The organism is Streptomyces aculeolatus, from assembly GCF_020400605.1.
Classification (GTDB): domain Bacteria; phylum Actinomycetota; class Actinomycetes; order Streptomycetales; family Streptomycetaceae; genus Streptomyces; species Streptomyces aculeolatus.
In genome coordinates this window covers 937,195-962,756 of record NZ_JAINRD010000001.1, presented here as the reverse complement: position 1 = coordinate 962,756, position 25,562 = coordinate 937,195, and the positions used below count along the sequence as shown (strand labels likewise).

The window sequence follows — 25,562 nt, the reverse complement described above, 5'->3', positions numbered from 1 at the left end:
GGGACTGCTGCGGCCGGGCCTTTCTTTTGTCTCGGAGCGCAACTTGCCATATCCCAACCACACCGTCCGTCGACATCAGGCCGTACGCCCCGGCGCTGCTGACACAGCACCGCGCCCCACGGCAGACTGTCGGCCTGGGCTGGGTGTACCGGAAGGGGTGGAGTATGGCCGGGCGTCCTGCGCCACCGCCGGGGCGCGGCGGGGGCGGCGGGTTTCTGTACTTCGGGCTGCTCGGGCCGGTTGCGGCGTGGCGTGGGGGCAGCCCCGTCAACGTCGGGCCGCCGCAGCAGCGCACCGTGCTGGCGGCCCTGCTGATCGGCTCCGGCCACCACGCCGCCACGCACGAACTCGTCGACGCACTCTGGGGCGAGGACCCGCCGCGCGATGCCGTGGGGATGGTACGGACGTACGTATCCCGGCTGCGGAAGGCACTCGGCCCGGACGCCGACCTCATCACCGGCCACGCCGGCGGCTACGTGCTACGCCCGGCATGCAACACCGTGTCGGACGTGGTGATCGCCGAGCAGGCCGTCGCCCTCGCCGACACTGCGGCGCAGACCGGGGACACCGGGAGGACCCGCGGCCTGCTCCGCGAGGCCCTCGGCCTCTGGGACGGCGAACCGCTCGCCGGGTTGCCCGGCGCGTTCGCGGAGGCCGAGCGCGCGCGGCTCACCGAGTGGCGGCTGTCGCTGCTGGAGCGCCGGCTGGCCCTCGACATCGAGGCGTACGACTACGCCGAGGCCATCTCGGAGCTGACGGCGTTGACGGCGGCGCACCCGCTGCGGGAGCGGCTCCGGGAGTTGCTGATGCTCTCGTTGTCCCGCAGCGGTCGGCAGGCGGAGGCGCTGGCGGTCTACACGGACAGCCGACGGCTCCTGATCGATGAGCTGGGCGTGGAGCCCGGCGCGAAGTTGGCGGAACTGCAGCAGCGGATCCTCCGGGGAGGTGAGCAGCCCGTGGCACCCGTGGCCACCGTGACCACGCTGCTGTCACCTGCCCAGCTGCCGGCGAGGCTGGCGGACTTCACGGGCCGGGACGCGTTCGTGGACGAGTTGGGCAAGCAGTTGGAGCAGGCGTCCGGCATGGTGATGGCGGTCTCGTCGGTCTCCGGCATCGGCGGCGTGGGCAAGACCGCCCTCGCGGTGCACGTCTCGCACGGCGTACGGGAGTCGTTCCCCGACGGCCAGCTCTACGCGGACCTCCAGGGCTCGGGCCCGTCCCCGGCGGAACCGGCCGCCGTCCTCGGCTCGTTCCTCCGTTCCCTGGGCACCCCGGACGCCGAGATCCCCGAGCCGCTGGAGGAACGCGCGGCGCTCTACCGGTCGATGATCGCCGGCCGCCGCGTCCTGGCCCTGCTCGACAACGCCCGCGACGCCGCCCAGGTACGCCCCCTCCTCCCCGGCACCGAGGGCTGCGCCGCGGTGGTCACCTCCCGGGCCCGCATGACGGACCTGGCCGGCGCCCACCACGTCGACCTCGACGTCATGGCCCCGGACGAGGCCCTGCTGCTCTTCACCCGCATCGTCGGCGAACACCGCGTCGCCCCGGAACGGGGCGCGGCGATGGACGTGGTCGCGGCCTGCGGTTTCCTGCCGCTGGCGATACGCATCGCCGCGTCCCGCCTGGCGGCACGCCGCACGTGGACGGTCGCGGTGCTGGCCCGCAAACTCTCCGACGAACACCGCCGCCTGGACGAACTCCAGGTCGGCGACCTGGCGGTAAAAGCCACCTTCGAACTCGGCTACGGCCAACTCGAACCCGAACAGACCCGCGCCTTCCGCCTCCTGGGCCTGATCGACGGCCCGGACATCTCCCTCCACGCGGCAGCCGCGATCCTCGACCGCCCGGAAGAGGACACAGAAGACCTCCTCGAAACCCTGGTCGACACCAGCCTCCTGGAATCCGCAGCCCCGGGCCGCTACCGCTACCACGACCTGCTCCGCCTCTTCGCCCGCACCTGCGCAGAACGCGAGGAACCTCCGGCGGAACGCGAAAGGTCGCAGTCCCGCCTCCTGGACTTCTACCTATCCACCGCCGCCCGGACGTATGAACTCGGCCGCCCCGGCGACACCCTGATCAGACACCTGAGCGCGGTGGCCCGCTCCGGCCTGGACTTCGACGACCACCATGCGGCACAGGACTGGCTCTACTGCGAAGCAGAGTGCCTGCTCGCCGCTGCCCGCCAGTTCGCCGACGGCGCGTCGCTCCCATACACGGTGGACCTGCTGCTGACCGCCAAGGACCTCGCGGAATCCGGCCTCTACTCCCCGCGGTTCGTGCCCCTGGCAACGTCCGCGCTCCAGGCCGCCGAGCAGCGGGGAGACCTCCGCAGCCAGGCCCGTGCGCACGCCGTCCTGGCATCAGCCCATCAGTTCACGGGTCGATTCGAGCTGTCGTACGAACACGCCGCAGATGCCCATCGACTGGCCGGAGCCTGCGACGACATCTGGGTGGCCGGTGAAGCCGCGAACGACCGTGGTGTGACGGCTTCCGTCCTTGGGCACCGTGAGGAAGCCGCAGACAGCCTCGAACAGGCCCTGGCCGCGTACCGCGAGGACGGGAACCTCGACGGGGAGTCCTGCGCGCTGGGCAACCTCGCCCGTCTCCACATCGACACGGGTGAGACGGCCAGGGCCATCGAACTCGCGGAGCAGACCGTGGAGATCGACCGGAGAGCCGGTGCGTGGCTCCGCATGGCGTGCAGCAGGTACCACCTGGCTATCGCACTCAACACCGCGGACCGGCACGCAGACGCCCTTGCCCAACTGGACCTGGCCGTCCCGGCCTTCCGTCAGCACCGGATGGGCCTTTGGGAGGGCCTGGCCTACTTCCGTATCGCCCAGATCCGCCTCGACATGCGGCAGCCGGCGGAGGCCACCTCGTACGCCGAGAAGGCCCTCTCCCAACTACGCGGCATAGGTGGCGACTGGCACCGCGGCAGCGCGCTGACGGTACTCGGCCGCGCGCTCGGCGAACTCGGCCAGACCGACCGCGCCCAGGCGTGCCTGTCGGAGGCCCGCGAACTCCGCGAGTCCGGCTCGACGCAGGCGCAACAGGCGTAAGAACCCGCCGCCGGGGGTGGTCAACTCGGCGCAATGGACGCCAGTAGGGCGCCGGCTTCGGCGGCTTCGGCGGGATCCGACTTCTGCAGCAGGGTGAGCGCTTCGGTCCAGCAGGCACGCGCGCGGCCTGGCTGGTCCAGCACCAGCAGCGTACGGCCCAGGAGGGTGAGCACGACCCCGCGATGCCATTCGCCGCCGATACTCCGCAGTGCCCCGAGCGCCTGCTCGGCGAGGACGGCGGCCTGGGAGTGCCGCCCGGCTGCGAAGGCCGCTTCCGCCATGCGGAAGTGGGTCAGGCCGACCCACGTGTGCATACGGTTCTCGCGGAAGACCTCCAGCGCCGCGTCGAGGTGCGGGAGCGCGTCGTCCGGCCGACCCGCCACAGTGAGGACCGTACCGAGGGCGTACATGCAGTTGGCCATCCGGAAGCTCGTGCCGAGCCCGTGGTGGAGTGCGACGGACTGCTCAGCCAGTTCGACGGCGAGCGTTGTCCGGCCGGCATCGCCGTGCATGCGTGACAGGTTCGCCAACGCACCGGCCTCACCTAGCAGGTTCCCGTCGGCACGGTAGGCGGTTAGGGCTTCCTCCAGGTGGATCGCGGCCTCGGCGGAGCGTCCCTGGAGGTCGGCGACGATGCCCCGGTCGGTGGCGGCGTGGCAGCGGACGACCGGATCTCCGCTTGCGCGTGCCAGCCGCATCGCCTCGGCGGCGTGTTTGTCCGCCTGCTCGAAGCGGCCGGAGTCGATGTGCGAGGCGGACAGCACATTGTGCGCCCGGCCCTCGCTCCGCGGGTCGCCCAAGCGCTGTGCTGCCTGCAGCAGGTGGTCGGCGACCTCCACGAATCGGTGCGCGTACGCGCCGGACTCGGCCAGGTCCACGGTCACCATCAGCAGGTCGACGGCGCGGGCAAGGGTGCCTTCTTCGCCCGCGAGTTGCCGCACCGTGGCCAACAGGCAGTCCGCCTCGCCCAGGCGCCAGTCCTGTGCGGTGTGCCGGTCGGCGAAGGTCAGACCCGGGTACTCCACCGGGGCAAGGTGCAGGGTGAGGTTGTCGCCGGGGCGGTCCAGTTCGTACACGTGCGTCGCCGTCGCCAGGTAGAAGTCCAGGAGGCGGGACCGGGCGTCCTGTCGTTCCGTTCGTGGTTCCTCGCGTTCCGCGCAGGTGCGGGCGAAGAGGCGGAGCAGGTCGTGGTAGCGGTAGCGGCCCGGGGCTGCCGACTCCAGGAGGCTGGTGTCGACCAGGTCCTCCAGCAGTTCCTCCGCGTCGTCCTCCGGGCGGTCGAGGATCGCGGCTGCCGCGTGGAGGGAGATGTCCGGGCCGTCGATCAGGCCCAGGAGGCGGAAGGCGCGGGCCTGTTCGGGTTCGAGTTGGCCGTAGCCGAGTTCGAAGGTGGCCTTCACCGCCAGATCGCCCACCTGGAGTTCGTCCAGGCGGCGGTGTTCGTCGGAGAGTTTCCGGGCCAGCACGGAGACCGTCCATGTGCGGCGTGCCGCCAGGCGGGACGCCGCGATGCGTATCGCCAGCGGCAGGAAACCGCAGGCCGCGACCACATCCATCGCCGCCGCGCGGTGCGGCTCCACCCGGTCGGCGCCGACGATGCGGGTGAACAGCAGCAGCGCCTCGTCCGGGTCCATCACGTCCAGGTCCACGTGGTGGGCGCCGACGAGGTGGGCCATGCGGGCGCGGGACGTGATCAGTGCCGCGCAGCCCTCGGTGCCGGGCAGGAGGGGGCGTACCTGGGCGGCGTCGCGGGCGTTGTCGAGCAGGGCCAGGACGCGGCGGCCCGCGAGGACCGAGCGGTACAGGGCGGCGCGTTCGGTGAGCGTCTCGGGGATGTCGGCGTCCGGGACGCCGAGCGCGCGCAGGAACGAGCCGAGGACCCCCGCCGGGTCGACCGGGGACGGGCCCCAGCCCTGGAGGTCCACGTACAGCTGGCCGTCGGGGAACGACTCCCGGGCCGCGTGGGCGACGTGCACCGCCAGGGTGGTCTTCCCCACGCCGCCGATGCCCGAGACCGACGACACCGCCATCACCATCTGCGGCGCCTGCACCAGCTGTTTGCCCAGCTCCTCCACCGCGTGCCCGCGGCCGGTGAAGTCCGTGAGCGTGGCGGGCAGTTGCGCCGGGGCGACCGGCTTGGCCGCCGGTGCGGGCGTCGGCTGGTCCATGCCGCGCAGGATCCGCTGCTGGAGCACCGCGAGCGCCGGGCCCGGTTCGACGCCCAGTTCGTCCGTGAGCTGGCGCCGGGTGTCCGTGTACACCGCCAGCGCCTCGGCCTGCCGCCCGCTCCGGTACAGCGCCAGCATCAGCAGCTCCCGGAAGCGCTCCCGCAGCGGGTGCGCCGCTGTCAGCGCCGTCAGCTCCGAGATCGCCTCCGCCCGCCGCCCCACCTCGACGTCCAGCTCCAGCCGGCCCTCCAGCAGCGACAGCCGCCACTCCGCCAGCCGCGTCCGCTCCCGCTCCGCGTACGGTCCGGGCAGCCCCGCGAGCGGTTCGCCGTCCCACAGGTCCAGCGCGCCGCGGCGCAGCTCCCGGGCCCGCTCCCGGTCGCCGGCCGCCACGGCGGTGTCCGCGTCGGCCGCGAGGCGGGTGGCGGTCTCCACGTCGAGTTCGGCGCCGGGACGCAGGTGTACGGCGTAGCCCCCCGCTTCGCCGCGCAGCAGGTCGGCGTCGGGGCCGAGGGCGCGGCGCAGCCGGGAGACGTAGGTGCGGATCGTGCCCGTCGCGTCGCGCGGCGGGTCCTCGCCCCACACCGCGTCGACCAGTTCCTCCACGGCCACGTGCCGGCCGCCGCGCAGCAACAGCACGGCGAGCACGGCCCGCTGCTGCGGCGAGCCCATGCCCAGGGGCTGCCCGGCGCGGCCGACCCGCACGGGTCCCAGCAGGGCGAAGCGCACCGACGCGCCTTCCGCCGGGCCGTCTTCCGGTAACCCGGCGCGCCGATCGTCGGACATCGCCACCCCCAGTCCAGTCCCCCGCACCCAGTCTGCCGCACCCCGGCATCCCCCGCCACCGGCCCGTTTGCGCCGCCGGGCGGCCCGGGTTGACAGCGGATTGACGGCCTTCGACGTACCGTCCACAGCGTGTCCATGGCGGTCCGTTTCGCTGGACGGCATGAGCGACTCGACTCCACGGAACGAAGCGCAGGCACACGGTCTCCGTCTCGTCGGCGGCACCTTCCCGGACGAGCTGTTCACCTCCCTGCCCGTACGGCGGTCGTCGGCGCCGCCGCCTCATCTGGTGCCGGTGCTGGCCGAGTTGTCGCGCGGCACGCCCGATACGGTCGCCTGCCGCAACCTGCACCTGTCCCCGCGGACGTACAGCAGGCGGGTGGCGGAACTGCTGGAGTGCCTCGGCGCGGAGAGCAGGTTCCAGGGCGGGGCGCAGGCGGTGCGGCGGGGGTGGCTCGTGGGGGCGTGCCTCGCCGACACGGCGGAGGGCGGCTGACGCGAGCGGCGGGGGCGGCGGGGCGGTCCGGCTTCGAGCCGCTACGGCCGCGGGCGTCCAGCCGCTACGTGCCGCCCGTACCCCGGCAGCGCGGGCAGCGGCACGGCGGCCAGCGCCGGGGCAGCGGCACCGGGTCCGTGTCGGAGGGCCGGTAGCGGGTACGGCTCGCGGGGCCGCGGCGGCCGGTCCGGGAGACGCGGTAGACGGTGAGCGTCAGGCCGGGGTGGTCCGGTGGCGGGCGGAGCGGCTTCGCGGGCGGCGGGCCGCCCCCGGGGGCGGTCACCGGCGGCCGGGCGCGGTTCGCAGCCTCGGTGGTTCGCGTGGGTCGCGTGGGTCGCGTACGTCGTGTGGTTCGCGTGCGTCGCGTGGGTCCCGTGGTGCCGGGATGTCGACGAGGTCCAGATAGGCGAACGCGAAGACCGCCGCCTCCGAGCGCGTACGGACCCCGATCTTCCGTACGGCGTTGCTGAGATGCGCCCGCACCGTCCGTTCCGAGATTCCCAGCCGGCGGGCGATGAGGCGGTTCCCCACTCCTGTACCGACGAGGAAGAGCGTCTGCCGCTCACGATCGGTCAGAAGCGGGATTCCGGCCGGATCTCCCGGCGCCCGTAAGCGCCTTTCCGCAGCGGTCCCACACGGGCTCGGATTCCTCTGGCCCACGACAGTCAGCCCTCCAGCCCCCCGGTTCGCAGTGGCACGGCAGCCGCGAAAGTATGCGGGCGGCCACAGCAGGGTCAAGGAATCCGGACGTCCCGGCGCAATGCTGGCGATTACTCGCCAACGTCGCCGGGGCGCCCCTGCGGCCCGTCCCGTACGCCCCGACAGACCCGCCCCACCCGCGGACAACACGCCCGGCACACCCCCGCGGAGGGGCTGAACGAAAGCTTGACGTGGCCGTTAACCAAACGTTGATCGGCCCCTGCCATTCTCTTCTCAGGCCCGCAACAGGGGGAAAAGTCGGGCCGAGCGGTCGGCCGCTTTCTACACCGATGAGGTGAGCGGCCAACACGGTGCCCGTCCGATGACCATCAGGGGAAGTCGTCGGACGGGCACCGTCCTCGTTTTCCGGCCGCGGGGCACCGGCGTAGCGGCGCGGTTCCTCTCCGGTGTTGCGGCAAGCGCCTCGGTTCTGGCGCGGTGGGCGATGTGCGGGGGTCAGGTTTCGGTTCTGGCTGCTTCTGTGGCGAGCTCGCAGGCCTGGGTGCTGATTTCGCGGAGGCTTCCGCTCACCGGTCGTGCGTAGCCCACGAAGTGCAGTCCCCTGGCGCCCTCCGGCGACCGCCAGCCGCGGGTGCGCGGCAGTCCGTCGGGGTCCAGTACATCCAGGTGGCCGACCAGTTCCTCCAGGCCCCGGCGCCAGCCCGTCGCCGCGATCACCGCCTCCGGTTCCGTGCGGTCGCCGTCCGCCAGGATCACGCCGTCCGTGTCCAGCGACGCCACCGCCGGGACCGGGAGCACCCGGCGGGCGCGTACCGCCGCGGCCAGGCCCGTGTCCACGACCGGGACCGCCCCCTCCCGCAGCCGGGTGTAGAGCCCGCTCGCCGGGCGGGGCAGGCCGTATGCGCCGAGGTCCGGGAGACCGGTCCGGCTCACCCGGCCGGCCAGGCGGTCCACCGTCCGGGCGGGCAGCACGCGGCTCAGGCGCCGGCCCGCCACCGCGCACCAGCCGGCCGCCGGCCTGCGGACGAGGTGGGGCAGCGTCCGTACCGCCAGCCGCACCCGCTTCGCGCCGCCGTCCGCCAGTTCCACGGCTATCTCGGTGCCGGTGTTGCCGCCGCCGACGACGAGGACGTCCTTGCCCTCGTACGGGGCGGGGCCGCGGTAGTGCGCGGCGTGCAGCAGTTCGCCGCGGTACGTGTCGCGGCCCGCCCAGTCCGGTACGTGCGGGGTGTGGCAGTAGCCCGTGGCGACGACGACGCGGCGGGCGTCCAGGACCCGGCCTCCGGTCGCCGCCACCGTCCAGCCGGAGCCGGAGCCGGAGCCCGAACCGGAGCCGGAGCCGGAGCCGGAGCCGGAGCCGGCGCGGTCTATCCGTGCCACCTCCACGTTGTGCACGATCTCCAGCTCGTGGCTCTCCGCGTACTCCTCCAGGTAGTCCGCGAGCTGGTCCCGCCCCACCCACCGCCCGTACCGGCGCGGGATCGGCGTCCCCGGCAGCCCCGACATCCCCCGCGGCGTGTGCAGCCGCAGCCCGTCGTAGTGCCGGCGCCACGAGTCGCCCACCCGGGCGCCCCGCTCCAGGACCACGGCCCGGATCCCGGCCGCACGCAGCGCCGCGGCCGTCGCGAGCCCCGCGGGGCCGCCGCCGACGACGAGCACCGGACGGTCGTCCCGGCCGGGCGGCGGCTGTGCGCGCTCTGCATGGACACGGTCAGAAGACATGCGGGTGAGCGTAGTGCGGCCACGGCCGCGGTCCGACGGCTTGCCCGGCTCGGTGCACTAACGATTCGGCAGCGGCTACGCTGCGCGCTCACACCTGCTTCGGCGGCTTCCGCCCGGTCACCCCGAGGTGCACCAGCAGCGCCAGCGACGGCTTCAGGTCCGCCTGCTTCACGCCCCACGTCTGGAACGCCTTCTGGTGCGCCGCGACCCCCGCGAGCATCACCACCAGCGACCCGGCCACGGCCGCCGGCTGCACCGAATCGTCGACCTTGCCCTTCGCCTGCAGCTCCCTGATCGACTCGGTGAGGGACTTGGTGACGGAGTTGAGGATCTTCATCCGGATCTTGTAGAACCGCTTGTCGCCCTCCGCGGCCCCGAGGTCGACGACCCGCAGGATCGCCTCGTTCCGCCGCCAGAACCCGAGGAATCCGTCGACCAGTTCCTCCGCGGCCCGGGCCCCGGACTTGCCGGCCCACGATCGGCCGGCCACCAGCCCGGTCAGGTCGGCGCCCTCCTTGGCCATCTGCTCCGCGAGCTCCAGGACTGCGCCCTCGACATCGGGGAAGTACTGGTAGAAGGTCGCCGGTGAGGTTCCCGCCCTGCGGGCGACGTCGATCACCTTCACGTCCCGGTACGGCGAGGAGTCGAGCATCTCGCCGAGGCATGAGAGCAACTTGGTGCGGGTCGCCTGGCCGCGCCGGCCGGCGACACGGCCGTCGACCGTCCGAACTTGACCTGTCATGCCGTCAGCTTACCGACGCGTGATCGAACCGCGATCTGACGAGGGCAAACGGGGAGGTCACACGGTCGGAAGTGCGCGAATTGCCACTCTCGAACAGAATTGACCCGACGTTCGGGGTATTTTCGCAAGAGCCGATGTCCGCCCCGGATACGTTGGCGATGCGACCCATCGCACGATCCACGTCCCGCCAGTCCCCCTCAAGCCAATCCCCACCACGGTCCACGGAAGGACTACGACGGCCATGGACGCATTCGCCGAGGGCTCACCCTGCTGGGCCGACGCCAGCCTGCCCGACCTCCGCGCCGGAGAGCGCTTCTACGGCGAGCTGTTCGGCTGGACGTTCACGGAGGGCGGCGCGGGGACGGATTCCAGCCCGGGTTTCCCCCGGCATTCGCGGGCGCTCCTCGACGGCAGACCGGTTGCGGCGCTCGTCGCCAAGAAGGACGGCCGGATGCCCACCGCCTGGGGCGTCCACCTGGCCACCCCGGACCTCGCCGGGACCGTGGCGAAGGTCCGGGAGGCCGGCGGCACCGTGCTCACCGAGCCGGAGGCGGCCTCGGACGCGGGCCGCTCGGCGGTGGTCGCGGATCCGGACGGCGCGGTGTTCTCCGTCTGGCAGGCCGGCGCGCGGCCGGGCTTCGGCGCGACCGACGTGCCGGGCGCCTTCTGCTGGGCCGAGGTCTACGTGCGCAACGCGGAGGCGGCGGACGCCTTCTATCCGGCCGTCTTCGGGTACGAGCTGACGGCTCCCCCGTTCGACGCGGGCGACTTCATGGCGTGGGCACTGCCGGACTCCGGCCGCCAGGTGGCCGGCCGGGCGCTCGTCGGCGACGTGCTCCCGGCGGAGATGCCGCCGCACTTCCTCGTCTACTTCCGGGTGGGCGATGTCGGCGACGCCCTGCGGACCGTACGGCGCGGGGGCGGGCGGGTGCTGGTGGACCGGCAGGAGATCCCGGGGGCGACGTTCGCGGTGGTGGTGGACAACCAGGGGGCGGCGTTCGCGGTGATGGACGGCGAGTCGGGCGGGGACGACGGCGAGGCCGCCGGCGAGCCGGCGGCGGAGGCCCCCTCCGCGGCCGCCACCAGCGCGGACGGGACCTGAGCCGGTGCGCTCCCGGGCCCCGCGGGCGGCACGGCCCGCGGGGCCCGGCCGGACCCGGCGGTTCCAGGGGCGGCGGTGTCCGGAGCCGCCCCCCGGGTTAGCCCCGGCGGGTTCCGGAGTGGAGAATCGGCAGGCGTACTTTCGGGACTGACGGCCGTACGCCTGCGGTGAGAGGCTGCAGGGGGGCCCGGTTACGGGAGCCCCCCACGGGGAGGTGGATGGTTACGTGGTCGAGCAGCTTGCGCAGCACGACCCGAGGCGGATCGGTCCTTTCGAGGTGCTCGGCAGGCTGGGCGCCGGCGGGATGGGTCTCGTCTATCTCGCGCGGTCGGCCTCCGGCCGCCGCGTGGCGATCAAGACTGTCCGCACCGAGCTCGCCGAGGACCAGCTCTTCCGCGTGCGCTTCACCCGCGAGGTCGAGGCGGCGCGGGCCGTCAGCGGCTTCTACACCGCCCCCGTCGTCGACGCCGACCCGCGCGCCGCCGTGCCGTGGCTGGCCACCGCGTACATGCCCGCGCCCTCGCTGGAGGAGATGGTCAACGACTGCGGGCCGCTGCCGCCGCAGGCCGTGCGGTGGGTGGCCGCGGGCGTCGCGGAGGCGCTGCAGTCCATCCACGGCGCCGGGCTCGTCCACCGCGACCTCAAGCCGTCCAACGTGCTGGTCCTGGAGGACGGGCCGCGCGTGATCGACTTCGGTATCGCCTCCGGCGTCTCCAACACCCGGCTGACGATGACCAACGTCGCCGTCGGCACGCCCGCGTACATGTCGCCGGAGCAGGCGCGCGACTCCCGCAGCGTGACGGGCGCGAGCGACGTCTTCTCGCTCGGCTCCACCCTCGTCTTCGCCGCTACGGGCCATGCCCCGTTCCACGGCGCGAACCCCGTCGAGACGGTGTTCATGCTGCTGCGCGAGGGGCCCGACCTGGAAGGGCTGCCGGGCGAGCTGCGGCCGCTCATCGAGGCGTGCATGCAGATGACCGCCGACCACCGGCCCACGCCGGAGGCGCTGCAGTCCGACCTGGCGCCGCACCTGTTCGGCGCCGCGGGCGACGACTCCGGTACGGCGTCGGCGTGGCTGCCGCGTACCGCGATCCGGATGATCGAGGCGCGCCGCGGGGCCGCGGCCACGCTGGGCGGGGCCGGGCACGGCGGGTCGGCGGGGCGGAACGGGGGGTCGCGGGGGTCCTCCGCGGCGCGCCGGTCGATGCCGCCGCGGCCCACGCACCCGCCGGGGCAGCCGCCGGCGGTGGCACCGTCCGCCGGGCCCGGAGGCGGACCGGGGGCCGGGGCCGTACCGCAGTCCCCGCCGCATTCCGCGCCGCACTCCCTGCCGCAGTCGGCGCCCCCTTCCGTACCGCAGTCCGCGCCGCACTCCGCCCCCGGGCGGCACGCCGGGCCGCCCGCGGGGCCCGCCCATGCCGCGCCCGCCGGTGCGCAGGCGGCTCCGGCGGCGCCGCCGGAGCACGCGCCCGCGCAGCCGCACGCTCCCGGCGCCGAGGTCCAGTTGGCCGGCTCCCCGGTGCCCATCGGCCCCGGCCCCCGCGTCGTGGACGCCCGTGCCGCGCGCGCCCGCGCCGCCGCGGACGGCGGCCTCGACCTGGGCTGGGCCCGGCCCCGCGGCTCGGCGGGGGCGCACGGCGGGCACCGGGCGCCCGCAGCGCACTCCGGCAGCCACCCGCCCGTCGCCTCCCCGCCGACCACCGCCCCCGCGCCCCCGGCCGAGGTCGCGCCGCAGGAGCCGGCGCGCTGGCGGCCGTGGCGGTTCCGGATGTCCAACGACGTCTGGGGCAAGCCCGTCGTCTCCGGCAACCTGCTCTACGTCACCTCCTTCGAGGTCCACGCCCTGGACGTGACCAGCGGCAGGCGGCAGTTCAAGACCCGCGAGGTCGCCTGGTCCATGGCGCTGGACGAGGGCCTGGTCCACGCCTCGGACGGCCCCAGCCTGTACGCCCTGGACGCCGCGGACGGCCGCGAGCGCTGGCGCCAGGCCACCGGCGGCTGGGTGTACTCGCTCCAGGTCGCCGCCGGCACCGTCGTCACCGGCACCCGCGGCGGCGGCATGCAGGCCCGGCACGCCGCGACCGGCGAGCCGCTGTGGGAGCTGACCGGCGCCCAGACGGAGTTCGAGACGCAGGAGGCCGGGCCGCTGGCCCACGACGGCACGGTCTACGTCTGGGGCGAGGGCCGGCTGCGCGCCCTGGACACCCGCTCCGGCGCCGAGCGCTGGTCGTACCCGGTCGGCGACGCCGCCGCCTGCGGCGGCGTGCCGGTGCGGCTGCTCCCGGTGGATGCCACCGCCGGTGCAGCCGCGGGCCCCACGGTCTTCGTGTCGGCGGGCAAGCGGGTCCTGGCCCTGGACGCGGCGTACGGCACGCTGCGCTGGACGTTCGAGGCCCCCGCGGTGCTGCTGAGCCCGCCCGCGTACGCCCCGGGCGCGGCCCTGACGGGCGGCGGCGTCTTCGTCGCCGACCACCTCGGCACGGTCTACGCCCTCGACGCCGCCGACGGCCGCGAGCGCTGGCGCATCGCCACCGAGGCCCGCCAGTCCATCGAGCCCGTCCTCGTCGCCGACGGCCACGTCCACGTCGGCAGCGGCGCCGCCCTCTACACCCTCGACGCCGTCGCCGGCACCCCGATGTGGCGCTTCGCCACCCGCGGCGACCTGATCGGCGCCCCGGTCGCCGCGGACGGCCGCGTCCACTTCGGCTCCGCCGACCACTGCATCTACGCGGTCGACGCGGTCGGCGGCCAGCTCCGCTGGAAGCTCGCCACGGACGGCGAGATCACCGGCTCCCCCGTCGTCGCCAACGGCGTCGTCTACGCCTGCAGCAAGGACCGCTGCGTCTACGCCCTCGACGCCGAGAAGGGCACCGCCCGCCGCTGACGCCGCGGGCGCACCCCCGCTCCCGGCGTCAGCGCAGCAGGAGGTCGACCATGCCCTGCGGGTTGTTCGCCTCGCGCTCCGCCAGGCAGCGGCGCATCAGCTCGAAGTACGGGGTGACGAGTTCCGGGCTGACGCCCTGCCCGCGTGCGGTGTCGAGGAACGTGGGGGTGCCGGCCACCTGCATGGCGAGGCCGGCGACCTCCTCCTCGGGGTCGGCGCCGGTGGTGAGTTCCCCGGCGATCCGGTGGGCCACCGGCGCCATGGCGGTGAGCCAGCCGGTCAGCAGCCCGGCGAACTCCGCCGGGTCCACGTCCTCCCGGCGGACCAGGGCGAAGGCGTGCGTGACGCCGGCGAACATGCCGTACATGGCGCTCAGCAGCGCCACGTCCTGCAGCGCCGCGAAGCCCGGGTCCGCGCCGGCGTAGGTGGCGCCGGCCGGGACGGCGAGGGTCGCGCGGTGGTCGTCGAAGAGGTCGCGCGGGCCGCTGTAGAGGACGTAGCCGCCGGCTTCCGGGACGCCGATCATCGGCGGGATGGCCATGATCCCGCCGTCCAGGTAGCGCGCGCCCCGCTCCTCCGCCCAGGCCGCGCGGTCGCGGGCCTGGTCGGGGGTCGAGGTGGTCAGGTTGACGACGTCCTTGCCGGCGAGGTCCGCGCCGGCCAGCACCTCGCCGACCGACACGTCGTCCAGCAGGCAGACGACGACCAGGGGGCCCGCGGCGACCGCCGCCGCGGCGGTGCCGGCCGTACGGGCGCCCTCGGCGGCCAGTGCCGCGGCGCGGGCGGGGGTGCGGTTCCAGACGGTCGTCGGGTGGCCGGCGGCGAGCCAGGCGCGGGCCAGCGCGGTGCCCATCGCGCCGAGACCGAGGAGCGTCACGGGGGCCTTCTCGGGGCTGTGCGGTTTCGTGTCGGGTGTCATGACGACAAGGCTGGTCACGGGCCCGCGGATGATCAAGTACGCACTTCGGAGTGGGTGGTTACCCTGGGGTGAGCGAGCACCCCGGCGGGGTGCGGAAGCGGGAGGCGACGGCATGACCACGCTGAACCGGCCCGGTGCACCGGACGGCCACGTCTGCGGCATCGACGCCGCGATGGAGGTCATCGGCGGCAAGTGGAAGGTGCTGATCCTCTGGGCGCTGGACGACCGGCGGGACCTCCGCTTCGGCGAGCTGCGCCGGCTGCTGCCGGGGATCACCGAGAAGGTCCTCGCCTCGCACCTGCGCGAGATGGAAGCGGACGGGATCGTGCGGCGGGTGTCGTACGAGGAGGTGCCGCCGCGCGTCGAGTACTCGCTGACGGAGTCGGGCACCCGGCTGAACGCGGCGCTGGTGCCGCTGGCGCACTGGGGCCGCGAGCGGCGAGCGGACGGGCAGGGCGCGGACGGGCAGGGCGCGGAGAGGCGGGTCGCGGACGGGCAGAGCGCCGATGCGCGCGCTGCCCGTACCCCCGTTGCCGACCCGACCGCCCCGCCCGCACCGCCCACCCCCCGTACGCCCGCCGCCCACGGCAGCGGGGAGCGGGCCCGCTAGGCCGCCGGCCGCCGGTGCGGTTCGCTTCCGGCGCCTGGACCGAGGGTGTCCGCCGCGGCGCGCGGCTGACAAGGCGGATCCCCGTTCGCGTACGTTCGGAACGTTGCTCACCTGTTCCGAACGCGCCCCAACAAGGCCGGTTTCAGGTCGCCGGGCACCCGCGGGTGCCGCCATGCTGGGGGCCATGAGCCAGGAGGAAGACGGCTTACCGGGGCCGCGGTCGGCGGCGCCGGAGCCGGCGCAGCTGCGTACGAGGACCGAATACGTCGCGGCGCTGCGGGCGTTGCGCACCTGGTCCGGGCTGACGTACCGCGAGCTGGAGGCCAAGGCCACCGCGCACGCCGACACCCTCCCGGCCAGCACGATCGCCACCACCCTCGGCCGCACGACGCTGCCGCGGGAGCGCTTCGTGGACGCCTACGCCCGCGCCTGCGGCCTGGCCGAGCGGGACGTCGGCGCGTGGCTGGAGGCCCGCCGCCGGATCGCGACCCGCGAGCACGCGCCCCCGCCGCCCGGCGAGGACCCCGCGCCCGCCGCCCCGCCGCCCGGCGACGAAGCGCCCCCGCCGCCGGCCGCGCAGGACGACCGCGGCGCACCGCCGCCCGCCGCCGGCGCGCGGTGGCGGTGGGCGGCCGGGCTGCTGGCGGCGGTCGGGATCGGCGCGGGCGGCACGCTGGGCGTGCAGGCGCTGCTGCCGGGCGCGTCCGAGTCCGGCGGGCCGCGGGCGGCGGTCAGCGACGATCCGGTGCCGGGGATCGAGGGCCTGAAGGAGTTGAGGGCCGTGGGCAGTTGGGCGCAGCTGCGGCCGGCCCGTACGCCCGGGCTGTGCGTCACGGAGGGCACGGACCGCACGGGCCGCTACCCAACGGCGGTCGCGGCCCAGCAGCCCTGTGCGGGGGCCGTCCAGCCGCGGGTCTACCTCGAACCCGTCGGGGGCGGCGAGGTGCAGATCCAGTGGCACCATCCCGAGCACGGCATCGGCTGCCTGACCGCCATGCTCGAAGGGCCCGGCCGCGCCCTGCTCGAGCCCCGCGACAGGTGCGCCGACGACGACCCCGCGCAGCGCTTCCGGCTCGAGCCGGCCGGCGGGCGGGGCGAGCCGCGCTTCCGGATCCTGCCGGGTACCGGCGCGTGCCTGGCGCCGCGGGACGAGGACACCGCCCCCGGCGCGGAGATCGTTCAGGCCCGCTGCTCCGGCGCCGCGGACCAGGTGTTCCGGATCAGCCTGACCCCGCCGCCGTAGCCGGGCCGCCGGCGTACCGGGCGGCGAGGGCGGCGGCGCGGTCGCGCAGGGCCGTACGCAGCCACTCGGGCGCCAGCGCCTCGGCGTCCGTGGCGAGTTGCCACACCGCCCACTCGGCGTGCCGCGCGTCCTGGAACGCCGCCTCCAGCCGCAGCCGCCCGTCGGGCTCCACGTCCTCGGCGAGTACGGCGAGGGCGGTGCCCACCAGCTCCTCGCGGCGCCGCGGCGCGACCCGTACCACTACGGCGACCTGGTCGCCGCCGCTACGGAACCGGGCGCTCCGCTCCTGCCAGGCCCGGTCGAGGTCGACGCGCTCGGGCCGCTCGGCCGGTTCTGCGAGTTCCTCGGCGGCGCGCACCCGGGAGAGGCGGTAGGTGCGATCCTCGCCGGCGCGGGCGGCGAGGAGGTAGCCCTTGTCCCGTACGGTCACCAGGCCGACCGGGTCCACCGTGCGCCACGTCGCGGCCCGGCCCTCGGGGGCGTAGCGGATCCGCAGCTTCCGCCCGGCGAGCACGGCGCCGCGGATCGCGGCGAGCACGTCGTCCGGCACGTCCTCGGCGGTGAGCGGGCGGGCGAGGAGGTCGGTCCCGGGGTCGACGAGGAGCCGTTCCGCGACGCCCGCGGCGGTGTCGCGGTAGCCGGGCGGCAGCGCGTCGACGACCTTGAGCATCGCCGACGCGAGCGCGGAGCCGAGCCCGAACGCCTGCGCGCCGCGCCGCGATCCGGCGATGAGGAGGGCGAGGGCTTCGTCGTGGTTCAGCCCGGTCAGCTCGGTACGGAAGCCGGGCAGCAGCGCGAACCCGCCGTGCCGCCCGCGTTCGGAGTGCACCGGGACGCCGGCGGCGGAGAGCGCGTCGATGTCGCGCAGCACGGTGCGGGTGGAGACCTCCAACTCGCGGGCGAGCACGGCGGCGGAGAGCCGGCCGCGCTGGCGGAGCAGCAGGACCAGCGAGACCAGACGATCAGCGCGCATACGAGAAAATCTAGCAAGATATACGACACAGGATGTCGTCATTCGTTGCGAGGCTGACGACCATGGAACGCACAGCGATTAACCCGGTCACCTGGTCCACGGAGATGGGCTTCAACCAGGGCGAACTCGTCTCCGGCCACACCCGGACCCTCTTCGTCTCCGGCCAGACCGCCATGAGCCCCGAGGGCCGGCCGCGGCACGCCGGCGACATGGCCGCGCAGCTCGCCCTCAGCCTCGACAACCTCGAAGCGGTGCTCGCCGGGGCGGGCATGTCCCTGGAGAACCTCGTCCGCCTCAACGTCTACACCACCGACGTCGACGTCCTCTTCGAGCACTACGGCGCGCTGGCCGGACGCCTCGCGGCGGCACAGGCGGCACCGGCGACGACGATGCTGGGGGTGACCCGCCTGGCGATCCCCACCCTGCTGGTCGAGTTGGAAGCCACCGCCGTCGCCTGACCCGCCCGCGGCCCGGACAGACCCTAGCGCGGCCGGATCTTCACGATGAGCCGGTCGTCGTCCGTCCACCGGAAGTCGGCGGAGATGTCGCCGGCCTGGACCTGCCCCGAGCCGCCCAGCGAGCCGCTCAACGGCGACGGCTGGTCGTCGGTCGCCGTGAACTCGGCGCCGCCGTCCGCGACCTGGCCGAAGGCCAGCGTCTCGGCCTCGAACCGGTCGGCGAACCGGATCACGTCGCCGGTCCCGACCACGACTTCGCAGGTGCGGTCCAGGCAGGCTTCGAGGTCCCGTCCGTCCGCCGCCTTCTCGGGCGTCGGCGTCGGCGTGGGAGTCGGGGTCGGGGTCGGCGTGGGAGTCGGCGAGGGGGACGACGAGGCGGCCTTCTCCCCGCCGGCCGGCGACGTGCCCGCCTCCGGTTCCCCGTCGTCGCCGCCGCACGCCGCCAGCAGCAGCGCGAGGGCGGGCGCGAGTATCCCGCGCGCCGCGGTTGCCGCGCGTCGGCGGGTGGCGTGGGTGTCCTTCATGCTCGTCTCCCGTCCCGGGGCGGTCCGGCGGATGTCCGCCTTGCGGCGGCCACTTTGCGGCACGGCACCCGGGACCGGTCCCGGCCCGCCCTCCCCCGGCGGCGGTACGGGCCTGCCCGGCGACTCCGCCGGGCAGGCCCGTAGGGGGTGCCGAGACGGGCTCAGCGTTTGAGGGTGAAGGTGAAGTCGCCGGTCAGCCTGGTGTTGAGGCGGACGGCCGAGACGAGCCTCCCTTCTTCGGCCAGTCGCTCCGCCTCGGCCCGCGTGAGGCCGCAGCCGTCGGCGATCAGCCGCACCGGGCGGACCGGGATGCGGGCCGCGAAGCGCACCGCGACGTCGACGACCTCGCGGTCCAGGTGGTCCGTGCCGCCGGTGTCGAGGCGCCAGGCGCCGGCCCAGTCGAGCGCCACGCGGTTGCGGCGCTGGAAGGACGGGTCCTGGAGCAGGGTGGCGGCCAGGTGGATGTCGTTGCGGTGGAGCCGGTCCAGGAGCCCGGGGGGTACGGAGCGTACGTTCACCCGCTCCAGGACGGTGAGCTTCGCCGTCTGCCCGCAGCCCGTGCAGAGCACGAGGAGCCAGGCGTCGAGGAGTTTGTGATGGGCGTTGACACGGAACTTGCCGTCCGCCCGGAACCGCCCGGACGTGCACGCGTGGCAGCGGCGGCGGACGAGCGGCAGGCGGGTGGGCATGACCAACCAGTCTGTGAGCACAGAAGTACACCGGAATCTGTGTGAGAAAACCGCAGCAAAAAGCAGCGCGGCGGCGCCCGCACGAAGCGGCGCACGACGCGCGACCAATCAGCGCTCGGGAGGTCTCACACGGTGTACAACGGCACGCCCTTGCCTCGACGACTCGGCCGCGGCCACCGTACGGGCACGTGACGGCGCCGCTCCACCCGTTTTCCCGGGGCCGCAGAAAAGCCGTGGACGGCCCGCGGGCGATCACCTAATGTGTGACGTCACGCCCTGAGACGGACGGAAGGAGGCGAGTGCCGTGAAGTTCACACCTGTCCAGCGCTCCCCTCGCCCGCAGTCCGGCGTGGTTCGTTAAATCCCGACGGGAGCGCGCCAAGCAGCACGTATCCCGGAGGAATCCATGACCGATCCGGTCATCCGCGCGCTCACCGAGAGCGACGCGCATCTCTTCGACGCACTGCCCGACCCCCTCGGCGCACGCGAGTCCCACCGGCGCACCCGTTTCCGTACGGAGTGGAAGCGCGTCGCCCTGCGCGACGGCGAGGTCGTCGCCCGCGGCGCCTGGTGGGGCGGCCCCGACGACAAGGAGCCGCTCACCGTCAACTGGTTCGACGTGGCCGAGGGCGAGGAGGCGGCGGGAACGCAACTCCTGCGCTCCGCACCCTGGCAGGTCGAACTCGAGATCAACCTGCCCGGCGACTGGCGCGACCGGCCCGCCCTGCGCGCCGCCGCCGAGGCCCGCTTCGCCGCCGCCCGCGCCGCCGGGTACGAACTCCTCGTCGAGCGCTTCCTCTACCGCTGGACGCCGGACCACGGCCTGCCCGAGCGCCCCGGCCGCCTGCGCTTCGGCGCCGAACCCGACGACGCGGTCTTCTTCGACGTCCTGCGCCGCATCCACTCCGCCACCCTGGACGCGCACGCGCTCAAGGCGGCCGAGGAAGGCGGCCTCGACCAGGCGGCCCAGGAGGAACTCGACATCTTCCACTGGTTCCCCTCGCCCCGGGAGTGGTGGCAGACCGCGTACACGCCGGACGGCGACCTGGCCGGCATCCACATCCCCGCCCACAACCCCTCCGGCCCGACCATCGGCTTCATCGGCGTCGTCCCGGAGCACCGCGGCAACGGCTACGCCTACGACCTCCTCGCCGAGTGCACCCACGTACTCGTCGAACACGGCGCGGAGTTCATCAGCGGTGCGACGGACCGGGGCAACTTCCCCATGGCCGCGAACTTCACCAAGGCCGGCTTCCCCGTCGTCAAGGAGCGCATCAACTTCCACCCGGCGGGCAGGGAGGCGTAGCCGGTGAGGCGCGGGGTCCGGTGCCGGGCGGCCGGACCCCCCGCCTCGCGGCGCCCGCCGGGCCGCTCAGGCGCCGACCGTGCCGTCGACGCCCTCGCGCAGGAAGTCCGCGTGCCCGTTGTGGCGTCCGTACTCCAGGAGCACGTGCACCATCACCATCCGCAGCGACACCTGTTCGCCCCACCTCGGCTGGTGCCCGAGGAGGTCGAGGGACGCGGCCTCCCGCTCGATACGGCGCGAGTTCTCCACCTCCGCCTCCCAGGCCCCGAATGCCTCCGCCCTGGTCGACCTGCTCGCGTCGTACGCCGCCTGGAAGTCGATCCGGTCGGACCAGACCATGGGCGCGTCGGCGTCCTCGAACACGCGGCGGAACCACGCGCGTTCCACCTCCGCCATGTGCCGCACCAGACCGAGCAGGGAGAGCGTGGACGGCGGCACCGACTGCTGCCGCAGTTCCTCGTCGGTCAGCCCCTCGCACTTCATGGCGAGGGTCGCGCGGTGGTAGTCAAGAAACGCCCGCAGCGTGTCGCGTTCGCTGCCCGAGCGGGGCGGACCCACGCGGTTGTCACCGGTCACCGGCCGTACTCCTCGCTCGCGCGCCTGCCGTTCCGGGCCAGTATCTCCCCAGACCCTAGGCGGCGCGGGGCGGTTCCTCGGGCCGGTCGGCGGGGGACTCCGGCTCGTCGGGCCGCCGCGGCTTGTCGGTGGTGGAGACGACACGGCGGTGGGCCTCGGTCGTGGTCCCCTCCGCGGTGAGGGGGCGGCGGTGCTCCTTGCCCCAGACGCCCGGGCCGATCAGCATCAGCGCGCCGCCGATCACCGCGAACGCCGTGCCGACGTCCAGGCCCGTGCCGTCCGTGCTGACCTTCAGGCCGCCGACCAGCTGGCTCTGCCGGAACATCCACAGCGCGCTGATGAACAGCACCAGCAGCCCCGCGAGGATGACGAGGACGCGCGAGCGCGTCAGGGTCCCGTAGAGCGCCAGCAGCGCGGCGAACGCCATGGGCAGGAAGATCGACCCGAAGAGCTGGGCGCGGGTGGTCGAGATGCCGTCGAAGACGTCGCCCAGCCCGTAGTGCCGCCCGTCGCGGCCGTTGTACCAGGGGAGCCAGGCACTCCAGACGACGGCCACGGCGCCGATCAGCACGAGGACGGATCCGACGACGTAGCGCTTCTTGTGCGCGGTGTTCTCCAGCATCTTCGTACTCCTCCGATGCCGTAGTCCCCCATCCGACGCTACGTCCCTCCCGCCCCTCCCGCCACTGGAAGAACCCGCGGGGCCCGTGCGGCGAAGAACTAGAGTCCTGTTCGACACCATCTGGGGGGCACGACCACGCATGCGTATTTCATTCCTGCTGCACAACACGTACGGAATCGGGGGCACCATCCGTACGACCTTCAACCTCGCCCGCGCGCTCGCGGAGCGGCACGACGTGGAGATCGTCTCCGTCTTCCGCCACCGCGACGAGCCCATGATGGGAGAGCCGGCCGGCATCCCCGTCCGCACCCTCGTCGACCTGCGCCGGTCGAGCCCCGACTTCGCGGGCGACCTGCCCGGCCACCGCAGGCCCGCCCGGGTCTTCCCGCGCGGGGACGGCAGATACGGCCAGTACAGCAGGCTCACCGACGACCGCATCGGGGCCCACCTGCGCTCCGTGGACGCCGACGTCGTCATCGGCACCCGCCCCGGGCTCAACGTCCACATCGCCCGCCAGACGCGCCGCGGCCCGGTCCGTGTCGGCCAGGAGCACCTCACGCTCGACGGCCACGGCCACCGCCTCCGCCGCGAACTCGCCATCCGCTACGGCCTCCTCGACGCCGTCACCACCGTCACCGAGGCCGACGCCCGCGCCTACCGCACCCGCCTGAACCTGCCCGGCGTACGCATCGAGGCCGTTCCCAACAGCGTGCCGAAGCCGGCCGTCGCCCCCGCCGACGGCAGCGGCAAGGTGGTCGTCGCCGCCGGCCGGCTGACCCGCGTCAAGCGCTACGACCTGCTGGTCGAGGCGTTCTCCAAGGTCGTCGCGGCCCGCCCCGACTGGACGTTGAGGATCTACGGCAGCGGCGACAGGACCGGCAACGAGCGCGACGCGCTCAGGGCGCTGATCGCACGACTGCACCTCGGGGAGCACGTCTTCCTGATGGGCAACGCCGACCCCCTGGAACGGGAGTGGGTCAAAGGCTCCCTGGCCGCGGTCACGTCCAGCAAGGAGTCCTTCGGCATGACGATCGTGGAGGCGATGCGCTGCGCGCTGCCCGTCGTCGCCACGGACTGCCCGCACGGGCCGGGCGAGATCATCGAGGACGGCGTGGACGGCCGCCTGGTGCCGGTCGGCGACGCCGAGGCCGTCGCCACCGCCCTGCTGGAGCTGATCGAGGACGACGGCCTGCGCCGCCGCACCGGGGCCGCGGCCCTCGCCGCCGCCGAACGCTTCGACCCGGCGCGGATCGCCTTACGGCACGAGGCACTCTTCACGGAGCTGGTCGAGCGGGCCGGGGCCCGGGGCCCGCGGAGCGCGGTACGCGACCTGGCACTGCGCTCCCGCGGCACGGCCTACGGCGGCGCGTACGCGCTGCGCCGTCTGACGGCGGCCGCGCTGCGCCGGGCGGGACGGAAGTAGGCGGGCGGGGGGCTACGCCGCCGCCCGTACCGGCTCGTCCTCCCGGGCCCGCCGCACCACCAGCGACATCATCGCCGCCAGCGCGCACAGCCCGCCCGACGCCAGCCACACCATGTCGTACGAGCCCGTCACGTCGCGCGCCACGCCGCCCAGCCAGGCGACCAGCGCCGCGCCTATCTGGTGGGAGGCGAGGACCCAGCCGAAGACGATCGCGCTGTCCTCGCCGAAGTGCTCGCGGCAGAGCGCGAGCGTGGGCGGGACGGTGGCGACCCAGTCGAGGCCGTAGAAGACGATGAAGAAGATCATCGGCGGGTGGATGGACGGGCCGAGCAGGAGCGGCAGGAACATCAGGCTGAGGCCGCGGAGCCCGTAGTAGACGGCGAGCAGCCGGCGGGCGTCGTAGCGGTCGGTGAGCCAGCCGCTGGCGATCGTGCCGATGATGTCGAAGATGCCGACGACCGCGAGAAGCGAGGCGGCCGCCGTCATGGCCATGCCGTGGTCGTGGGCGGAGGGCACGAAGTGGGTGCGGATGATGCCGTTCGTCGAGGCCCCGCAGATCGCGAACGCGCCGCAGAGGAGCCAGAACGTACCGCTGCGCGAGGCGTCGCGCAGGACCCGCAGTGCCCGCCCGGCGGCGCCGCGCCGGGGCGGCGGCTTGGGGACGAACTCGGCGGCGCCGTAGGGGGCGAGGCCGACGTCGGCGGGATGGTCGCGCAGGAGGAGCCAGACGAAGGGGACGGCGGCGGCGGAGACGAGGGCGACGGTGACCGTGGCCGGCCGCCAGCCGTGGGTCTCCACGACCCAGGACAGCAGCGGGAGGAAGACGAGCTGGCCGGAGGCGGTGGCGGCGGTGAGGAGGCCGGTGACGAGGCCCTTGTGCTTGACGAACCAGCGGTTGGTGACCGTGGCGGAGAAGGCGAGGGCCATGGAGCCGGTGCCGAGGCCGATGAGCAGGCCCCAGTAGAGGATCAGTTGCCAGCTCGCCGTCATCCAGTGGCTGAGCAGCGCGCCCGTGGCGATCATCAGGAGCGCGACGGCCACGACGCGGCGCATGCCGAAGCGGTCCATGAGCGCGGCGGCGAAGGGGGCGGTGACGCCGTACAGCGTCAGGTTGACGGAGGCCGCGAGGCCGATCGTGCCGCGCGACCAGCCGAACTCGTCGTGCAGGGGGCCGATCAGCAGCCCGGGGAGCGCGACGAAGGCGGCGGCGGCCACGACGGTCACGAAGGTCACGGCCGCGACGAACCAGGCGCGGTGCACGCGCCGTCCGGCGGGGCGCTTCCCCGCGGCGGGCGCGGGCGCATCGGTCCGGGTCCCGGTGCCGGCGGAGGGCATGGATGGCTGCGTCACCCGTCGAGGATGTCCCGGAGATCACGCCGGGACGAGTGGCCCGAGGGCCAAGGTATGCAAGGATCGGGCCACCTCGCGCCGGGGAACGCGTCCATCCGGCCACGCCCCTCCAGGCGATCGACACACCGCGCCGCTTCACCCGCAGAGGCCCACCCCCCACAAGGCTTTTGTTACTGTCCGCAATGGATCAAGCGCTCTCAGTAGCTGCACTTCTCTATGGCCGAAGCGCCATCGACACCGTATCCCTGGAGGATTCGTGGCCCGTTTCCGCAACCGCCTGGCCCTGCTCGGCTCGGCCGCAGCCCTCGCTGCCGGGGCCGTCGTCCCCGCGCAGTTCGCCGGGTCCCCGTCCGCCGCCGCGGCCGAGGAGTACCAGTGGGTCGCCCTGGGCGACTCCTACACCGCGGGGGTCATCCGGGCCGCGGGCGACGCCTTCGAGTACCCGCGCGACGGCTGCGAGCGCACCGACCGGTCCTACCCCCAGGTCATCGACCGCGATCTCGGCGGTCTCTTCGAGCTGACCAACGTCAGCTGCGGCGCGGCCACCGTCGAGGACGTCACCGACACACCCCAGCAGCCGATCGGCCGTCACCTGCCGCCCGTCTCCGAAGACCCGGACCACCCGTTCCCCGCTGTGCCCACTCAGTCCGAGGCGGTGGGCGCCGACACCGACGTCATCACGGTCGGCGCGGGTGGCAACACCCTCGGCTTCGCCGAACTCCTCAACAAGTGCATGCAGTTGGGCGGCGAGAACGACGGCGCGGGCACCCCGTGCAAGGACGGCCTGGCCGCCGGCGTCCCGGCCCGGCTGGACAAGGTGAGCCGCGAGTACGACCGGATGCTCACCGTGCTCAACGAGCGCGCCCCGCAGGCGAAGATCCTGGCCGTCGGCTACCCCACCGTCGTCCCCGCGGACACCGCCAAGTGCGGCTACGGCGACCTGACGAAGTTCGGCACGATCACACAGGGCGACCTGAACTGGCTGCGCCAGGACGTGCTGGAACCGCTCAACAAGGCCATCGAGAAGTCGACCGGCACCCAGGAGGCCGCAAGCTTCGTCGACCTCTACGACTCCTCCCGGAACCACAGCGCCTGCGACGACGGCAAGTGGGTGGAGGGCGTCATCACCCTCCCCGACCAGCTGTCCTTCGTGCACCCCAATGCCCTCGGCCACCGCAACGCCGCCGACCACGTCGAAGAGGCGATGCTCAACACCATCAGCTGACCCAGGCCCACTGCACCCGGCCCCC

General features: G+C 74.0%; 21 protein-coding genes. 10 read left to right on the top strand and 11 right to left on the bottom strand.

Annotated elements, in window-relative coordinates; translation table 11 throughout:
• Positions 1-164 precede the first annotated feature (164 nt).
• Positions 165-3,062 carry an AfsR/SARP family transcriptional regulator gene (locus LG396_RS04225; protein ID WP_225793592.1) on the top strand — a complete coding sequence of 966 codons (2,898 nt, stop codon included), beginning with the start codon at positions 165-167 and terminating at the stop codon, positions 3,060-3,062.
• A 20-nt stretch (positions 3,063-3,082) separates the two neighbouring features.
• Here LG396_RS04225 and LG396_RS04220 read toward each other — a convergent pair whose 3' ends face one another.
• Positions 3,083-6,016, bottom strand: a complete 2,934-nt coding sequence (locus tag LG396_RS04220; RefSeq protein WP_225793591.1) for an AfsR/SARP family transcriptional regulator — start codon at positions 6,014-6,016, stop codon at positions 3,083-3,085.
• A gap of 160 nt (positions 6,017-6,176) precedes the next feature.
• Between LG396_RS04220 and LG396_RS04215 the strand changes: the two genes are divergently transcribed.
• The gene (locus LG396_RS04215) at positions 6,177-6,509 is read left to right on the top strand and encodes a helix-turn-helix domain-containing protein (protein WP_225793590.1); all 333 of its coding nucleotides are present in this window, start codon (positions 6,177-6,179) and stop codon (positions 6,507-6,509) included.
• 279 nt (positions 6,510-6,788) lie between these two features.
• Here the strand turns inward: LG396_RS04215 and LG396_RS04210 are convergent, their stop codons facing one another.
• The 3 genes from LG396_RS04210 to LG396_RS04200 form a co-directional block, all read right to left on the bottom strand.
• Complete coding sequence (locus LG396_RS04210) at positions 6,789-7,169, bottom strand: helix-turn-helix domain-containing protein (RefSeq protein ID WP_225793644.1); 381 nt, start codon at positions 7,167-7,169, stop codon at positions 6,789-6,791.
• A 495-nt stretch (positions 7,170-7,664) separates the two neighbouring features.
• Positions 7,665-8,891 carry a flavin-containing monooxygenase gene (locus LG396_RS04205; RefSeq protein WP_225793589.1) on the bottom strand — a complete coding sequence of 409 codons (1,227 nt, stop codon included), beginning with the start codon at positions 8,889-8,891 and terminating at the stop codon, positions 7,665-7,667.
• A gap of 88 nt (positions 8,892-8,979) precedes the next feature.
• Positions 8,980-9,633 (bottom strand): TetR family transcriptional regulator, encoded by a 654-nt coding sequence (locus LG396_RS04200; RefSeq protein WP_037745503.1) that lies wholly within the window; start codon positions 9,631-9,633, stop codon positions 8,980-8,982.
• 241 nt (positions 9,634-9,874) lie between these two features.
• Between LG396_RS04200 and kbpA the strand changes: the two genes are divergently transcribed.
• Together kbpA and afsK are read left to right on the top strand one after the other, a co-directional pair.
• The gene (kbpA, locus tag LG396_RS04195; RefSeq protein ID WP_225793588.1) at positions 9,875-10,735 is read left to right on the top strand and encodes an AfsK-binding protein KbpA; all 861 of its coding nucleotides are present in this window, start codon (positions 9,875-9,877) and stop codon (positions 10,733-10,735) included.
• A gap of 226 nt (positions 10,736-10,961) precedes the next feature.
• Positions 10,962-13,619: a protein serine/threonine kinase AfsK gene (gene afsK / locus LG396_RS04190; protein ID WP_225793587.1), complete on the top strand. Its 2,658-nt coding sequence runs from the start codon at positions 10,962-10,964 to the stop codon at positions 13,617-13,619.
• Positions 13,620-13,647: 28 nt separating this feature from the next.
• Here the strand turns inward: afsK and LG396_RS04185 are convergent, their stop codons facing one another.
• Entirely contained in the window at positions 13,648-14,538 is an 891-nt protein-coding gene (locus LG396_RS04185; RefSeq protein ID WP_225793586.1) for an NAD(P)-dependent oxidoreductase, read from the bottom strand.
• A gap of 112 nt (positions 14,539-14,650) precedes the next feature.
• Between LG396_RS04185 and LG396_RS04180 the strand changes: the two genes are divergently transcribed.
• Positions 14,651-15,148, top strand: a complete 498-nt coding sequence (locus LG396_RS04180) for a winged helix-turn-helix transcriptional regulator (protein ID WP_225793585.1) — start codon at positions 14,651-14,653, stop codon at positions 15,146-15,148.
• A 184-nt stretch (positions 15,149-15,332) separates the two neighbouring features.
• Positions 15,333-16,391: an XRE family transcriptional regulator gene (locus tag LG396_RS04175; RefSeq protein WP_225793584.1), complete on the top strand. Its 1,059-nt coding sequence runs from the start codon at positions 15,333-15,335 to the stop codon at positions 16,389-16,391.
• Here the strand turns inward: LG396_RS04175 and LG396_RS04170 are convergent.
• Entirely contained in the window at positions 16,369-17,364 is a 996-nt protein-coding gene (locus LG396_RS04170) for a helix-turn-helix transcriptional regulator (RefSeq protein WP_225793583.1), read from the bottom strand. The genes LG396_RS04175 and LG396_RS04170 overlap by 23 nt on opposite strands.
• A gap of 62 nt (positions 17,365-17,426) precedes the next feature.
• Here LG396_RS04170 and LG396_RS04165 point away from each other — a divergent pair, with 62 nt between their 5' ends.
• A complete protein-coding gene (locus LG396_RS04165) occupies positions 17,427-17,822 on the top strand; it encodes a RidA family protein (protein WP_037745482.1) in 396 nt (131 codons plus the stop codon).
• 23 nt (positions 17,823-17,845) lie between these two features.
• Here LG396_RS04165 and LG396_RS39110 read toward each other — a convergent pair whose 3' ends face one another.
• Together LG396_RS39110 and LG396_RS04155 are read right to left on the bottom strand one after the other, a co-directional pair.
• Complete coding sequence (locus LG396_RS39110) at positions 17,846-18,346, bottom strand: hypothetical protein (RefSeq protein WP_026276593.1); 501 nt, start codon at positions 18,344-18,346, stop codon at positions 17,846-17,848.
• Positions 18,347-18,507: 161 nt separating this feature from the next.
• Complete coding sequence (locus LG396_RS04155; RefSeq protein WP_225793582.1) at positions 18,508-19,035, bottom strand: DUF1062 domain-containing protein; 528 nt, start codon at positions 19,033-19,035, stop codon at positions 18,508-18,510.
• A 406-nt stretch (positions 19,036-19,441) separates the two neighbouring features.
• Here LG396_RS04155 and LG396_RS04150 point away from each other — a divergent pair, with 406 nt between their 5' ends.
• A complete protein-coding gene (locus tag LG396_RS04150) occupies positions 19,442-20,341 on the top strand; it encodes a GNAT family N-acetyltransferase (protein WP_225793581.1) in 900 nt (299 codons plus the stop codon).
• 66 nt (positions 20,342-20,407) lie between these two features.
• Here LG396_RS04150 and LG396_RS04145 read toward each other — a convergent pair whose 3' ends face one another.
• Both LG396_RS04145 and LG396_RS04140 read right to left on the bottom strand, forming a co-directional pair.
• Entirely contained in the window at positions 20,408-20,917 is a 510-nt protein-coding gene (locus LG396_RS04145) for a DinB family protein (RefSeq protein ID WP_225793580.1), read from the bottom strand.
• Between the two features lie 55 nt (positions 20,918-20,972).
• Positions 20,973-21,539 carry a hypothetical protein gene (locus tag LG396_RS04140; protein ID WP_225793579.1) on the bottom strand — a complete coding sequence of 189 codons (567 nt, stop codon included), beginning with the start codon at positions 21,537-21,539 and terminating at the stop codon, positions 20,973-20,975.
• Between the two features lie 139 nt (positions 21,540-21,678).
• On the opposite strand from LG396_RS04140, the gene LG396_RS04135 reads away from it, so the two are divergent.
• Positions 21,679-22,962, top strand: a complete 1,284-nt coding sequence (locus LG396_RS04135) for a glycosyltransferase family 4 protein (protein WP_225793578.1) — start codon at positions 21,679-21,681, stop codon at positions 22,960-22,962.
• A gap of 12 nt (positions 22,963-22,974) precedes the next feature.
• Here the strand turns inward: LG396_RS04135 and LG396_RS04130 are convergent, their stop codons facing one another.
• Positions 22,975-24,297, bottom strand: coding sequence for an MFS transporter (locus LG396_RS04130; RefSeq protein WP_225793643.1), 1,323 nt, complete (start codon positions 24,295-24,297; stop codon positions 22,975-22,977).
• A gap of 271 nt (positions 24,298-24,568) precedes the next feature.
• Between LG396_RS04130 and LG396_RS04125 the strand changes: the two genes are divergently transcribed.
• Positions 24,569-25,537 carry an SGNH/GDSL hydrolase family protein gene (locus tag LG396_RS04125; protein ID WP_225793577.1) on the top strand — a complete coding sequence of 323 codons (969 nt, stop codon included), beginning with the start codon at positions 24,569-24,571 and terminating at the stop codon, positions 25,535-25,537.
• The last annotated feature ends 25 nt before the right edge of the window (positions 25,538-25,562 follow it).

What these genes read in the sequence shown, in the direction of transcription:
- LG396_RS04170 (WP_225793583.1), bottom strand. Translation starts at nt 17,364, where the DNA reads ATGCGCGCTGATCGTCTGGTCTCGCTGGTCCTGCTGCTCCGCCAGCGC.
- LG396_RS04225 (WP_225793592.1), top strand. Translation starts at nt 165, where the DNA reads ATGGCCGGGCGTCCTGCGCCACCGCCGGGGCGCGGCGGGGGCGGCGGG.
- LG396_RS04180 (WP_225793585.1), top strand. Translation starts at nt 14,651, where the DNA reads ATGACCACGCTGAACCGGCCCGGTGCACCGGACGGCCACGTCTGCGGC.
- LG396_RS04150 (WP_225793581.1), top strand. Translation starts at nt 19,442, where the DNA reads ATGACCGATCCGGTCATCCGCGCGCTCACCGAGAGCGACGCGCATCTC.
- LG396_RS04215 (WP_225793590.1), top strand. Translation starts at nt 6,177, where the DNA reads ATGAGCGACTCGACTCCACGGAACGAAGCGCAGGCACACGGTCTCCGT.
- kbpA (WP_225793588.1), top strand. Translation starts at nt 9,875, where the DNA reads ATGGACGCATTCGCCGAGGGCTCACCCTGCTGGGCCGACGCCAGCCTG.
- LG396_RS04135 (WP_225793578.1), top strand. Translation starts at nt 21,679, where the DNA reads ATGCGTATTTCATTCCTGCTGCACAACACGTACGGAATCGGGGGCACC.
- LG396_RS39110 (WP_026276593.1), bottom strand. Translation starts at nt 18,346, where the DNA reads ATGAAGGACACCCACGCCACCCGCCGACGCGCGGCAACCGCGGCGCGC.
- LG396_RS04220 (WP_225793591.1), bottom strand. Translation starts at nt 6,016, where the DNA reads ATGTCCGACGATCGGCGCGCCGGGTTACCGGAAGACGGCCCGGCGGAA.
- LG396_RS04205 (WP_225793589.1), bottom strand. Translation starts at nt 8,891, where the DNA reads ATGTCTTCTGACCGTGTCCATGCAGAGCGCGCACAGCCGCCGCCCGGC.
- LG396_RS04140 (WP_225793579.1), bottom strand. Translation starts at nt 21,539, where the DNA reads ATGCTGGAGAACACCGCGCACAAGAAGCGCTACGTCGTCGGATCCGTC.
- LG396_RS04165 (WP_037745482.1), top strand. Translation starts at nt 17,427, where the DNA reads ATGGAACGCACAGCGATTAACCCGGTCACCTGGTCCACGGAGATGGGC.
- LG396_RS04130 (WP_225793643.1), bottom strand. Translation starts at nt 24,297, where the DNA reads ATGCCCTCCGCCGGCACCGGGACCCGGACCGATGCGCCCGCGCCCGCC.
- LG396_RS04155 (WP_225793582.1), bottom strand. Translation starts at nt 19,035, where the DNA reads ATGCCCACCCGCCTGCCGCTCGTCCGCCGCCGCTGCCACGCGTGCACG.
- LG396_RS04175 (WP_225793584.1), top strand. Translation starts at nt 15,333, where the DNA reads ATGAGCCAGGAGGAAGACGGCTTACCGGGGCCGCGGTCGGCGGCGCCG.
- LG396_RS04200 (WP_037745503.1), bottom strand. Translation starts at nt 9,633, where the DNA reads ATGACAGGTCAAGTTCGGACGGTCGACGGCCGTGTCGCCGGCCGGCGC.
- LG396_RS04185 (WP_225793586.1), bottom strand. Translation starts at nt 14,538, where the DNA reads ATGACACCCGACACGAAACCGCACAGCCCCGAGAAGGCCCCCGTGACG.